Annotated in this window: 13 protein-coding genes; 7 read left to right on the top strand and 6 right to left on the bottom strand. The window is 60.8% G+C overall.

What is annotated here, in order from left to right; all coding sequences use genetic code 11:
- Positions 1 to 137: 137 nt before the first annotated feature.
- The gene (locus HS968_RS05840) at positions 138 to 371 is read left to right on the top strand and encodes a hypothetical protein (protein WP_182370536.1); all 234 of its coding nucleotides are present in this window, start codon (positions 138 to 140) and stop codon (positions 369 to 371) included.
- Positions 372 to 830: 459 nt separating this feature from the next.
- The gene (gene mqo, locus HS968_RS05835; RefSeq protein ID WP_182370534.1) at positions 831 to 2330 is read left to right on the top strand and encodes a malate dehydrogenase (quinone); all 1500 of its coding nucleotides are present in this window, start codon (positions 831 to 833) and stop codon (positions 2328 to 2330) included.
- Positions 2331 to 2426: 96 nt separating this feature from the next.
- On the opposite strand, the gene HS968_RS05830 is transcribed toward mqo, so the two are convergent.
- From HS968_RS05830 to rplU, 5 genes are all read right to left on the bottom strand, one after another.
- Positions 2427 to 2885, bottom strand: coding sequence for a CreA family protein (locus HS968_RS05830; protein ID WP_182370532.1), 459 nt, complete (start codon positions 2883 to 2885; stop codon positions 2427 to 2429).
- A 25-nt stretch (positions 2886 to 2910) separates the two neighbouring features.
- On the bottom strand, positions 2911 to 4029 hold the full coding sequence (gene proB, locus HS968_RS05825) for a glutamate 5-kinase (RefSeq protein ID WP_182370530.1): 1119 nt from the start codon (positions 4027 to 4029) through the stop codon (positions 2911 to 2913).
- Between the two features lie 81 nt (positions 4030 to 4110).
- Positions 4111 to 5331, bottom strand: coding sequence for an Obg family GTPase CgtA (gene cgtA, locus HS968_RS05820; protein ID WP_106739051.1), 1221 nt, complete (start codon positions 5329 to 5331; stop codon positions 4111 to 4113).
- Positions 5332 to 5472: 141 nt separating this feature from the next.
- Positions 5473 to 5730: a 50S ribosomal protein L27 gene (gene rpmA, locus HS968_RS05815; protein WP_031303584.1), complete on the bottom strand. Its 258-nt coding sequence runs from the start codon at positions 5728 to 5730 to the stop codon at positions 5473 to 5475.
- 36 nt (positions 5731 to 5766) lie between these two features.
- Positions 5767 to 6078, bottom strand: coding sequence for a 50S ribosomal protein L21 (gene rplU / locus HS968_RS05810; RefSeq protein ID WP_119694687.1), 312 nt, complete (start codon positions 6076 to 6078; stop codon positions 5767 to 5769).
- Between the two features lie 247 nt (positions 6079 to 6325).
- Between rplU and HS968_RS05805 the strand changes: the two genes are divergently transcribed.
- Positions 6326 to 7294: a polyprenyl synthetase family protein gene (locus HS968_RS05805; protein ID WP_182371579.1), complete on the top strand. Its 969-nt coding sequence runs from the start codon at positions 6326 to 6328 to the stop codon at positions 7292 to 7294.
- Positions 7295 to 7438: 144 nt separating this feature from the next.
- Here HS968_RS05805 and HS968_RS05800 read toward each other — a convergent pair whose 3' ends face one another.
- Entirely contained in the window at positions 7439 to 8197 is a 759-nt protein-coding gene (locus HS968_RS05800; RefSeq protein WP_106739048.1) for an SDR family oxidoreductase, read from the bottom strand.
- A 108-nt stretch (positions 8198 to 8305) separates the two neighbouring features.
- On the opposite strand from HS968_RS05800, the gene HS968_RS05795 reads away from it, so the two are divergent.
- The 4 genes from HS968_RS05795 to groL all read left to right on the top strand — a co-directional run bounded on the left by HS968_RS05795 (position 8306) and on the right by groL (position 11799).
- The gene (locus tag HS968_RS05795) at positions 8306 to 9040 is read left to right on the top strand and encodes a HugZ family pyridoxamine 5'-phosphate oxidase (RefSeq protein ID WP_182370529.1); all 735 of its coding nucleotides are present in this window, start codon (positions 8306 to 8308) and stop codon (positions 9038 to 9040) included.
- A gap of 65 nt (positions 9041 to 9105) precedes the next feature.
- On the top strand, positions 9106 to 9555 hold the full coding sequence (locus HS968_RS05790) for an FxsA family protein (protein ID WP_106739046.1): 450 nt from the start codon (positions 9106 to 9108) through the stop codon (positions 9553 to 9555).
- Between the two features lie 255 nt (positions 9556 to 9810).
- A complete protein-coding gene (locus HS968_RS05785) occupies positions 9811 to 10104 on the top strand; it encodes a co-chaperone GroES (protein ID WP_017675400.1) in 294 nt (97 codons plus the stop codon).
- Positions 10105 to 10152: 48 nt separating this feature from the next.
- Complete coding sequence (gene groL / locus HS968_RS05780) at positions 10153 to 11799, top strand: chaperonin GroEL (RefSeq protein ID WP_119694691.1); 1647 nt, start codon at positions 10153 to 10155, stop codon at positions 11797 to 11799.
- Positions 11800 to 12006: the final 207 nt, after the last annotated feature.

The raw sequence follows: 12006 nt of genomic DNA, 5'->3' as shown, positions 1-12006 counted from the left end.
CCAGCAGTATACCCAGCAGCGCCAGGCGCCGACAGCCATACCTCTATCGACAAGCCCAGCCAGGCGGCGGTTCCTGTCATGGCCCTGTCACCCAATTGCGTCATAAAGGGAGCCAGCCAATTTACGGAGCCATCGCCATGCTCTTCCTGCTCAGCCTGTTCAACGCGCGCCAGCCAATGAGACATTTTGTTCTGCTCGACACCCAGGAGCGCTGCTGCGCGCTGCGTCATTCGCGCGAGCAACCGAGCAGCGGAAACTGGATCGAAGTCGGCGAGGCATGCATCAGCTGGCTGGGCCACCCCCTCCCTGCCGGAGCCCGCGTCACACCAGTCGTCAAGCATGCACAGAGCGCCCGGCCGTTGGCAGCCTGACCGATGGAATAATAAAAGTCACAGCAGACGATCAATTTCGCCGCATTCACCGTTATAATCCGCCCCCGATTATAAGGACGCCTCCTGATCGGGTTGCACCATCTCGCCGATGCATCGCCATCGCCCCCGTCCCAGAGAGTCGCCCACTTCGCGCTGCCATTCCCGGCCAGCGGCTTTAGCCCATAGCAGAACCAGTTGCAGCCATGTCCGCCATGGCATGTACGGGCAAAAGCACGCCGAGGCAGACGAGCTTTTGAGGTTCACCGCTCCAAAAGAGCGTGAAAAAGACGGTTTTAACAACTTCACAAGAGTGTGGCGAAAAAATGAACGACTTTGCGTCCGTAAACAGGAGCCTTAACCCTCCCCACACGGCCGGGCAAGATGCCTGAGCCCAGCGGTATAGCCCCGGCCGGCCGATAGGCCTGCCTATCTGGTGCAGTATTTCTTGGAGAGAGGTTAATGGCGCATAACGATTCCCAAAGCGTAGACGTGGTGCTGGTTGGCGCCGGCATCATGAGCGCGACCCTGGGCGTACTGCTCAAGGAACTCAACCCCGGTATCACGCTGGAAGTGGTGGAGCTGCGCGAGTCCGGCGCAGTTGAAAGCTCCAACCCCTGGAATAACGCCGGCACCGGCCATGCGGCCCTGTGCGAGCTGAACTACACCCCGGAAGGCGCCGACGGCAGTATCGACATCAAGAAGTCGGTGAGCATCAACGCCCAGTTCGAGGAGTCCAAGCAGTTCTGGGCCTACCTGATCGAGAAAGGCGCGATCAACTCGCCGAAGTCGTTCATCAACCCTGTTCCGCACATGAGCTTCGTGCGCGGCAACAGCGGTGCCGCGTTCCTGAAGAAGCGCTTCGAGGCACTACGCCAGCACCATGCCTTCAAAAGCATGGAGTACACCGAAGATCGCGCCACCATCGCCGAGTGGGCGCCGCTGCTGATCCCAGGTCGCGACACCAGCGAGCCGCTGGCCATGACCCGCGTACAAGCCGGCACCGACGTCAACTTCGGCGCCGTCACCCAGCAGATGCTCGACTACCTCGTTACCCAGCCGAACGCCAAGGTGACCTGCAACCAGAAAGTCACCGACCTCAAGCGTGACGGTCAGGGCTGGCTGGTGAGCATCAAGGACACCCGCTCCGGTGCCACTCGCCAACTCAAGAGCAAGTTCGTCTTCCTCGGCGCTGGCGGCGGCGCACTGCCCCTGCTGCAGCTGTCCGGCATCCCCGAAGGCAAAGGCTTCGGTGGCTTCCCGGTCAGCGGCCAATGGCTGCGTTGCGACAACCCCGAAGTGGTCGCCAAGCATCAGGCCAAGGTCTACAGCCAGGCCGCCGTGGGCTCGCCGCCCATGTCGGTACCGCACCTCGACACCCGCGTCGTGGATGGCAAGAAATCCCTGCTGTTCGGCCCCTACGCCGGCTTCACCACCAAGTTCCTCAAGCACGGTTCGTTCCTCGACCTGCCACTGTCGGTACGCCCCAACAACCTCGGCCCGATGCTGGCGGTAGCGCGCGACAACATGGATCTGACCCGCTACCTGATCAAGGAAGTGATGCAGTCCGAAGCGCAGCGCCTGGAAACCCTGCGTGGCTTCTACCCGGAAGCCAAAGCCGAAGACTGGCGCCTGGAAGTGGCCGGCCAACGCGTGCAGATCATCAAGAAGGACGCGAAGAACGGCGGCATCCTGCAATTCGGCACCGAACTGGTCGCGGCACAGGATGGCACCATCGCCGCCCTGCTCGGCGCCTCGCCTGGCGCCTCGGTAACAGTGTCGATCATGCTCGACCTGGTTCGCCGCTGCTTCCCGGAGCAGGCCAAGAGCGAAGAGTGGCGTAGCAAGCTGGACGAGATCTTCCCGGCCATGGCCGACGTCCTGTCCAAGGACGCCGAGCGCTACCGCGAAGTGCAGGCGCAGTCCAACCAGCGACTGCAGCTCGATACGCCCAGCGCCTGATCAGCAGCATGAAAAAACCGCCCCTCGGGGCGGTTTTTTTGTGGGCGACGCTTGGGGATGAAACACAAAGTGTGTGCGCATCGCACACCCCAAGCACTAGCGAGCCCAGGGCAGGATCGGTATGGCGGTTACCGCATTCTGCGGACTGCCTTCGATCACCCGGTCGCTGTAGACTAGGTACACCAGAGTGTTGCGCTTCTGATCGAAGAAACGCACCACCTGCATGGTCTTGAACACCAGCGAGGTGCGCTCCTTGAAGACTTCCTCGCCATCCTTGAGCTTGCCCTTGAATGCAATCGGGCCGACCTGACGGCAGGCGATAGAGGCCTCGGCGCGATCCTCGGCCAGACCCAAGCCACCCTTCACGCCACCGGTCTTGGCACGCGACAGGTAGCAGGTCACGCCATCCACCTTGGGATCATCAAAGGCCTCGACGACGATCTTGTCGTTCGGACCGACCCACTTGAACACCGTGGACACTTCGCCGATGGTCTCGGCCAGCGCCAGGCTCGGCAATAGCAACAACCCCAGTACAGATCCCTTGAACAGACGCATGGCCCCCTCCTTCGCTCGAAACGACTCAGACCAGGATCAAGTTGTCCCGGTGCACCAACTCCGGCTCATCCACGTAACCCAGCAGCCTCTCGATGGCATCGGAAGACTGACCGATGATCTTCTGCGCCTCCAGAGCACTGTAGTTGACCAGCCCCCGCGCAATCTCACGACCGTCAGGCGATACGCAGACCACCATCTCACCACGACGGAAGCTGCCCTGCACGGCCTTCACGCCCACCGGCAGCAGACTCTTGCGATCCTGGCTCAGGGCTTTCACGGCACCGGCGTCCAACACCAGAGTGCCACGTGTCTGCAGGTGACCCGCCAGCCACTGCTTGCGCGCCGCCAGCAGACCGCGCTCAGGCGCCAGCAACGTACCCAGGCGCTCACCAGCCTTGAGCCGCGCCAGCACCTGCTCGATGGCGCCACCGACGATCACCGTATGCGCGCCAGAACGCGCAGCCAGGCGCGATGCACGCAGCTTGGTCTGCATACCACCACGCCCCAGCGCGCCACCGACACCACCGGCCACGGCGTCCAGCGCCGGATCATCCGCACGGGCTTCGTGAATCAGCTTGGCATCAGGATTGTGCCGCGGGTCGGCGTCAAACATGCCGTCGCGGTCGGTGAGGATCACCAGCAGATCGGCTTCGACCAGGTTGGCCACCAATGCAGCCAGCGTATCGTTGTCGCCGAAGCGAATCTCGTCGGTGACGACCGTGTCGTTCTCGTTGATCACCGGCACCACGTCGAGATCGACCAGCGTGCGCAGGGTACTGCGCGCGTTCAGGTAGCGCTTGCGATCGGACAGATCATCGTGAGTCAGGAGAATCTGCGCCGTACGGCGGCTGTGCTCGGCAAAGCTGGATTCCCAAGCCTGCACCAGCACCATTTGACCGATGGCGGCGGCAGCCTGCAGTTCATGCATCGCGCTAGGTCGGCTCGTCCAGCCCAGGCGGCTCATACCGGCCGCCACGGCGCCAGAGGACACCAGCACCAGCTCGACGCCCTGCTCACGCAAGGCCACCATCTGCTTGACCCATACCGCCATGGCCGCCCGATCCAGGCCACGCCCGTCAGCGGTCAACAGCGCACTGCCGATCTTCACCACCCAGCGCCGCGCGCCGGTCACCTTGTCACGCATGATCTTCCAACCTTAGCCAGAAATGGCGGGAATCCACCCCACCTACAAAAACGCCGCAATTAAGCGGCGTTGAAAATTTGCTTAATCCCGGACGTAAATGATTTCCGGGCCATCGTCGTCTTCATCATCGAAGAAGTCATCGTCTTCATCGATATCATCGACGCTGCGCACCCCGGATTTACGCAGCGCACGCTGGTCATCCAGCGCCTGCAGACGAGCACGGGCTTCATCTTCGATACGCTGATCCAGCTCGGCCAGTTGCTCGGCGAACACCGGATCTTCGGCGATGCGCTCACCGCGCACTTCCAGGTAATGCATGATGTCGCGACTGATGCGCTCGGTGCCATCGCGGCTGATCGCCGAGACCACATAGACCGGGCCTTCCCAGTTCAGGCGAGCGACGATATCGGCCTTGCGCGCCTCACGCTCTTCTTCCGGAATCTGATCCATCTTGTTCAGCACCAGCCAGCGATCACGCTCGGCCAACGCCGGGCTGAAACGACCCAGCTCGTCGATGATCACCTGCGCAGCTTCGGCCGGATCGCTCTCATCCAGCGGAGCCATGTCCACGAGGTGCAGCAGCAGTCGAGTACGCGCCAAATGCTTGAGGAAGCGGATACCCAGACCAGCGCCTTCGGAAGCGCCTTCGATCAGGCCGGGAATGTCGGCGACGACGAAGCTCTTGAAGCGGTCAACGCTAACCACACCCAGGTTCGGCACCAGGGTGGTGAAGGGATAATCGGCTACCTTCGGCTTGGCAGCCGAAACAGCGCGAATGAAGGTGCTCTTGCCCGCGTTGGGCAAGCCGAGCAGACCGACGTCCGCCAGCACTTTCAGCTCCAGCTTGAGGTCACGCGAATCGCCCGGCTTGCCCGGTGTGGTCTGCCGCGGCGCCCGGTTGGTGCTGGACTTGAAACGGGTGTTGCCCAGCCCGTGCCAGCCACCCTGCGCGACCATCAGGCGCTGACCTGGCTTGATCAGGTCACCGATCACTTCCTGGGTGGCGACGTCGATCACCGTGGTGCCGACCGGCACCGGCAGGATCAGGTCTTCGCCCTTGGCGCCGGTGCAATCGGTACTGCCGCCCTTCTCGCCATTCTGCGCCAGGAATTTGCGGGTATAGCGGTAATCGATCAGGGTGTTGAGGTTCTCGTTGGCCTCAAGAAACACCGAGCCACCGTCCCCACCGTCGCCCCCGTTGGGACCGCCCTTCTCGATGAACTTCTCACGGCGGAAGCTCATCATGCCGTTACCACCGTCACCGGCTTTTACAAAAATCGATACTTCGTCGACGAATTTCATGGATATGCCTCCCGCTTCGTTTGCGGGCTAGGGGGAACGCTTGCCGGATCATCCAGAACTAGCGGATCTGGCAAGCGAACCAAAGATACACAAACAAAAAAGCCCCGTCCTACGGACAGGGCTTTTCCAGCGCGTAGGCAATTAGGCCTGAACGACGCTCACGTAGCGACGGCCGAAAGCGCCCTTCACTTCGAACTTGACCACGCCTTCGACTTTAGCGAACAGGGTGTGGTCTTTGCCGATGCCCACGCCGAAACCGGGGTGGAACTGGGTGCCGCGCTGACGCACGATGATGTTGCCGGCCTTGATGACCTGGCCACCGTACATTTTCACGCCAAGGCGTTTACTTTCGGAATCGCGGCCGTTACGGGTAGAACCGCCAGCTTTTTTGTGTGCCATGAGTCAATACTCCAAATAAGTGGTCGGGCCGACGAATTAGGCCTGGATACCGGTGATTTTGATCTCAGTGAACCACTGACGGTGGCCCTGACGCTTCATGTGGTGCTTACGACGACGGAACTTGATGATGCGCACTTTATCGTGACGACCTTGCGAAACGACTTCTGCGACAACCTTGGCACCGTCTACGACAGGAGCGCCGATCTTGACGTCGTCACCGTTGGCGACCAGCAGAACGCGGTCAAAGGTAACGGCTTCGCCGGTAGCAACTTCGAGTTTCTCGATTTTCAGGAATTCGCCTTCGGCGACCTTGTATTGTTTGCCACCGGTAACAATTACTGCGTACATGGTAAATCTCCGTTGATCCTGCTCACCCAGCGCTTTAGAAGAGTCGTTATTGGCTGGCATGGCTGCTCGGGGCCGGAAGTGACACCCTTGCAATTGCGTAAGGCAGGGAAATACCCAGGGGGAATGTTCAGGGTGCGCGATTGTACGCAAGCCATTGACCCGACGCAAGGCCCGCGGGCGCTTGCCTTGACAGCAATTACCCTGCCACCTAGCATGCCGCGCAGTTCAGAAGGAGCGCCTCTTGTCGATGCAACCCCAGGCTTTTTACCGCGTCGTAGCGGACGATTTCACCGCCGTCGATGGCATCATTCGCCAGCAGGTGGTCTCGCGCGTGCCGCTGGTGGAAAAGATCGGCGACTATATCATCTCCGCCGGCGGCAAACGCCTGCGCCCACTGCTGGTTCTACTCAGCGGCAAGGCCCTCGGCTACCAAGGTGATGATCTGCGCCTGCTGGCCGCGACCATCGAGTTCCTGCACACCGCCACCCTGCTACACGACGATGTGGTCGATATGTCCGACATGCGCCGTGGCCGCAGCACCGCCAATGCCCAGTGGGGCAACGCACCAAGCGTGCTGGTAGGCGACTTCCTTTATTCACGCTCGTTCGAAATGATGGTCGAACTCGGCTCCATGCCGGTGATGAAGATTCTCTCCCACGCCACTCGCGTGATCGCCGAAGGCGAAGTGCTGCAACTCTCCAAGGTGCGCGACGCCAGCACCACGGAAGACACCTATATGGAAGTCATCCGCGCCAAGACCGCAATGCTGTTCGAAGCCTCCACCCATAGTGCCGCCGCCCTGGCCAGCGCCAGCGAAGCGCAGCGCGAAGCACTACGTACCTTTGGCGATCACCTTGGCGTGGCCTTCCAGCTGGTCGACGACCTGCTCGACTACAAGGGCGATGCTGCCAGCCTGGGCAAGAACGTCGGCGATGACCTCGCAGAAGGCAAACCCACACTGCCGCTGATCTATACCATGCGTGAAGGCACCGCCGAGCAGGCCGCGCTGGTGCGCCAGGCGATTCAGAAAGGCGGTATCGAAGATCTGGAAAGCATCCGTGCAGCCGTCGAAACGGCCGGTGCGCTGGACTACACCGCGCAACTGGCCCGCGACTATGCCGAACGCGCCATCGCCTGCCTGGATGTACTACCGGCTGGCGAGTATCGCGATGCGCTGATCGAGTTGAGCCGCTTCGCGGTCGCTCGTACGCATTAAGAAATAGCAGTGCGCACAGCGCATCCTACAGAAAGCCGCACGCATCAAACCAGAATCCTGACCCTAGGGTGCGCCGTGCGCACCACCTGCAGAAACGAAAACGCCCCGAACCAGTCGGGGCGTTTTTCGTTCAGGCCTGGCGGATTACAGACGCAGACCGCCGTCGAGTTCCAGGACACGACCCGTGTAATAGTCGTTTTCCAGGATGTAGGCCACCGAGTGAGCGATCTCGGCCGGTTTGCCCAGGCGCTTGAGCGGAATGCCCGAGGTCATCTTCTCCAGGGCTTCCGGCTTCATGCTGGCGACCATGTCGGTTTCGATGAAACCCGGCGCCACACCCGCCACACGAATGCCATAGCGCGCCAGCTCCTTGGCCCAGACCACGGTGTCGGCAGCGACGCCAGCCTTGGCTGCGGAGTAGTTGGCCTGGCCCATGTTGCCGGCACGGGAGATGGAGGAGATATTGACGATCGCGCCTTCGTTCTTCAGCTCGATCATCTTCGCCGCCACTTCACGGGTGCAGAGGAACACGCCAGTCAGGTTGACGTCGATCACCGCCTGCCACTGCGCCAGGCTCATCTTGGTCATCTCGCCATCCTTGACCTTGATGGTCAGGCCATCGCGCAGAATACCGGCGTTGTTGACCAGGCCATTGATGGCGCCAAAGTCCTCGGCAACCTGGGCGACCATATGGGTCACCTGCTCTTCATTCGCCACGTTGCACAGATAGGCACGAGCATCACCACCGGCAGCCTTGCAGGCAGCTACAGCGTCATCCAGCTTTTCCTGATTAAGATCCACCAGCGCCAGCTTGGCCCCCTTGCTCGCCAGGTACTCGCCCATGGCACGCCCCAGCCCCTGGCAACCACCAGTGATGATGATGACTTTGTCTTTCAGTTGCATCGCTATTCCCCTCAAGGTGCAGCTTTTACCGGCCCCGCTGATGCCCGCTAACCGCTATGCTAGGGCGTCTGTCCGTTTATTACGGATTCTTTGCGAGGAGTCATTAAGGTGAGCGTGAAAGCCGGCAAGCATGCACGAGAATTGCTGCTCAAGGAATACCGTGGCGTGCTCAGCACCCACTCCAAGGCCATGCCGGGTTTCCCTTTCGGATCGGTGGTGCCCTATTGCCTGGATGCCGAAGGCAGGCCGCTGATCCTCATCAGTCGCATCGCCCAGCACACCCATAACCTCAAGCAGGACGCCAAGTGCTCGCTATTGGTCGGCGAGCGTGGCGCAGAGGATGTGCAGGCAGTCGGCCGCCTCACTCTGCTCGCCGAAGCCGAACAGCTGCATGACGAAGGCGAGATCGAAGCGGCCGCACAGCGTTATTACCGCTTTTTCCCCCAGTCACGCGACTACCACCGGGCGCATGACTTCGATTTCTGGCGACTGCAACCCGTGCGCTGGCGGTTCATCGGCGGTTTTGGCGCCATCCACTGGCTCGATGACGTGGCTCTGGCAAACCCCTTCACGACGAACGGCAGCGAAACGAGCATGGTCGAGCACATGAACGAAGACCACGCCAAGGCCATCGCCCACTATGTCGAGCTGGCCGGGTTACCTAAGCATGAACCCGCACAGATGGCCGGTGTCGACAGTGAAGGTTTCCATCTACGCATTGGCCAAAGCCTTTATTGGCTAGCCTTCCCAACACCTTGCAACAACCCGGGACAAGCGCGCGAAGCCCTGGTGATGTTGGCTCGCGCCGACCAGTGGCCGCCATCCGGGCCGGCTTCAGCTTGAATTCAGGCTAAAGCGCCATACTTACACCCTATTGGAAGTTCGCTTCCGCCAAGGATCCACAGATCATGCGTGCGTTTCTGTTTCTCTTCCTGCTGTTTCCGATCATCGAGCTGGCCGTGCTGATCAAGGTCGGCAGCGCCATCGGTGTATTCCCCACCTTGCTGCTGGTGATCGGTACCGCAGTGCTCGGCAGCATCCTGCTACGCGTTGCCGGGGTCGCCACTGCCTGGCGAGCACGCGAGCGCCTAGCGCGCGGTGAGTTGCCTGAACAAGAGATGCTCGAAGGCCTGCTGATCGCAGTGGGTGGTGGCCTGCTGATCCTGCCAGGTTTCATCAGCGACATGCTCGGCGTGCTCTGCCTGATTCCCTTCACGCGTCGCCTGCTGGTCGGCAAGATCCGCCGCCGTGCCGAGGAACAGGCCCTACGCCAGCGGGCCTTCTTCGATGATGCCGCTGCCCGCTCCGGACAGACGCGTCCGAATGTGCTTGAAGGTGAATACGAACGCCGCGATTGACCCGCCCCCAGGGCGCCCCACTTCCTGGCGCCCATTCCCTCGCCATACCTGGCACATGTAAAAAATTTACGTCAGTACCCTTGAAATGCCCTCACCCGCCCACATGTAGCAGTCACCGCAAGGTGCCTGCCCTCTGAGGCAGTCCAACTTCCGCGGTGCGCCCAGCGTGCCGCGTCCGGCCCCGCCGGATTTTACAAACCCGCCGACCACACAGAGTCGGCAAGTTGGCCATTAAATTGTTAGGAGAGATCGACAATGAAGCTTCGTCCTCTGCATGACCGCGTCGTGATCCGTCGCAGCGAAGAAGAGACCAAAACCGCTGGTGGCATCGTGCTGCCGGGTTCGGCCGCCGAGAAGCCGAACCAAGGTGAAGTCGTTGCCGTCGGTACCGGTAAGGTTCTGGACAATGGCGAAGTCCGTCCGCTGGCTGTGAAGGTCGGTGACAAAGTGGTATTCGGCCCCTATTCCGGCAGCAACACCGTCAAGGTCGACGGCGAAGACCTGCTGGTAATGGGCGAGAACGAAATCCTCGCTGTCGTCGAAGCCTGATCACCCACGATTTCCCGTTAATCGTCAAAGAATTGAGGAAACAAGAACATGGCAGCTAAAGAAGTCAAATTCGGCGATTCCGCCCGCAAGAAAATGCTCGTTGGTGTCAACGTCCTGGCTGACGCCGTAAAAGCCACCCTCGGCCCGAAAGGCCGTAACGTGGTGCTGGCCAAATCCTTCGGCGCCCCGACCATCACCAAAGACGGTGTTTCGGTTGCCAAGGAAATCGAACTGAAAGACGCCTTCGAAAACATGGGCGCCCAGCTGGTCAAAGACGTTGCCTCCAAGGCCAACGACGCTGCCGGTGACGGCACCACCACCGCTACCGTACTGGCTCAAGCCATCGTCAACGAAGGCCTGAAGTCCGTCGCTGCCGGCATGAACCCGATGGATCTGAAGCGCGGCATCGACAAGGCCACCACCGCCATCGTTGCTCAGCTCAAAGACCTGGCCAAGCCGTGCGCCGACTCCAAGGCCATCGCTCAGGTCGGCACCATCTCCGCCAACTCCGACAGCTCCATCGGTGACATCATCGCCGAAGCCATGGACAAGGTCGGCAAAGAAGGCGTCATCACCGTTGAAGAAGGCTCGGGCCTGGAAAACGAACTGTCCGTCGTAGAAGGCATGCAGTTCGACCGCGGTTACCTGTCGCCGTACTTCATCAACAAGCCGGACACCATGGTTGCCGAGCTGGAAGGCCCGCTGCTGCTGCTGGTCGACAAGAAGATCTCCAACATCCGCGAGCTGCTGCCAGTTCTGGAAGCCGTTGCCAAAGCCGGCCGTCCGCTGCTGATCGTGGCTGAAGACGTCGAAGGCGAAGCCCTGGCTACCCTGGTCGTCAACAACATGCGTGGCATCGTCAAAGTCGCTGCCGTCAAGGCTCCAGGCTTCGGCGACCGCCGCAAGGCCATGCTGCAGGACATCGCCATCCTGACCGGCGGTACCGTGATCTCCGAAGAAGTTGGCCTGTCCCTGGAAAGCGCCACTCTGGAGCACCTGGGTAACGCCAAGCGCGTTGTCCTGAACAAGGACAACACCACCATCATCGATGGTGCTGGCGCTCAGGTAGACATCGAAGCCCGCGTTGCCCAGATCCGCAAGCAGGTCGAAGAAACCTCTTCCGACTACGACAAAGAGAAGCTGCAAGAGCGTCTGGCCAAACTGGCTGGCGGTGTTGCCGTGATCAAGGTTGGCGCTGCCACCGAAGTCGAGATGAAAGAGAAGAAAGCCCGCGTTGAAGACGCCCTGCACGCTACCCGCGCTGCCGTCGAAGAAGGCGTGGTGCCTGGCGGTGGTGTTGCCCTGGTGCGCGCCCTGCAGGCCATCGAAGGCCTGAAAGGCGACAACGAAGACCAGAACGTCGGTATCGCTCTGCTGCGTCGCGCTGTCGAAGCGCCGCTGCGTCAGATCGTTGCCAACGCTGGCGGCGAGCCGAGCGTAGTGGTCGACAAGGTCAAGCAAGGTTCGGGCAACTTCGGCTTCAACGCTGCTACCGATACCTACGGCGACATGATCGAGATGGGTATTCTCGATCCGGCCAAGGTCACCCGTTCGGCGCTGCAAGCTGCTGCCTCTATCGGCGGCCTGATGATCACCACCGAGGCCATGGTTGCCGAAGCGGCTGATGACAAGGCTCCGGCCATGCCTGACATGGGTGGCATGGGCGGTATGGGTGGCATGGGCGGCATGATGTAAGCCGACCGGCACCCACGCAGTACCAAGAACCCCGCGCTAGTCGCGGGGTTTTTTATGCCTGCGAAAAAGCGCTACCGCTCGGAAAATCCAGAACCGTTTTCTGTGGACTCGGGAACGTTGTTTGCTTATGTTTCTTGGCAACCATGAACGCCGTAGCCCTCGTTCACGAAACGAGTGCTGCGCAAACCATCAAATAGAAGAACAAGA

The sequence above is a fragment of the Pseudomonas berkeleyensis genome, assembly GCF_014109765.1.
GTDB lineage: Bacteria > Pseudomonadota > Gammaproteobacteria > Pseudomonadales > Pseudomonadaceae > Aquipseudomonas > Aquipseudomonas berkeleyensis.
The sequence above is the reverse complement of the archived record's forward strand: the minus strand, read 5'-3'. Positions and strand labels throughout refer to the sequence as shown.

Excerpts from the sequence above, each read along its gene's own strand:
- HS968_RS05840 (WP_182370536.1), top strand. The coding sequence starts at position 138 with ATGCTCTTCCTGCTCAGCCTGTTCAACGCGCGCCAGCCAATGAGACAT.
- mqo (WP_182370534.1), top strand. The coding sequence starts at position 831 with ATGGCGCATAACGATTCCCAAAGCGTAGACGTGGTGCTGGTTGGCGCC.
- HS968_RS05830 (WP_182370532.1), bottom strand. The coding sequence starts at position 2,885 with ATGCGTCTGTTCAAGGGATCTGTACTGGGGTTGTTGCTATTGCCGAGC.
- proB (WP_182370530.1), bottom strand. The coding sequence starts at position 4,029 with ATGCGTGACAAGGTGACCGGCGCGCGGCGCTGGGTGGTGAAGATCGGC.
- cgtA (WP_106739051.1), bottom strand. The coding sequence starts at position 5,331 with ATGAAATTCGTCGACGAAGTATCGATTTTTGTAAAAGCCGGTGACGGT.
- rpmA (WP_031303584.1), bottom strand. The coding sequence starts at position 5,730 with ATGGCACACAAAAAAGCTGGCGGTTCTACCCGTAACGGCCGCGATTCC.
- rplU (WP_119694687.1), bottom strand. The coding sequence starts at position 6,078 with ATGTACGCAGTAATTGTTACCGGTGGCAAACAATACAAGGTCGCCGAA.
- HS968_RS05805 (WP_182371579.1), top strand. The coding sequence starts at position 6,326 with ATGCAACCCCAGGCTTTTTACCGCGTCGTAGCGGACGATTTCACCGCC.
- HS968_RS05800 (WP_106739048.1), bottom strand. The coding sequence starts at position 8,197 with ATGCAACTGAAAGACAAAGTCATCATCATCACTGGTGGTTGCCAGGGG.
- HS968_RS05790 (WP_106739046.1), top strand. The coding sequence starts at position 9,106 with ATGCGTGCGTTTCTGTTTCTCTTCCTGCTGTTTCCGATCATCGAGCTG.
- HS968_RS05785 (WP_017675400.1), top strand. The coding sequence starts at position 9,811 with ATGAAGCTTCGTCCTCTGCATGACCGCGTCGTGATCCGTCGCAGCGAA.
- groL (WP_119694691.1), top strand. The coding sequence starts at position 10,153 with ATGGCAGCTAAAGAAGTCAAATTCGGCGATTCCGCCCGCAAGAAAATG.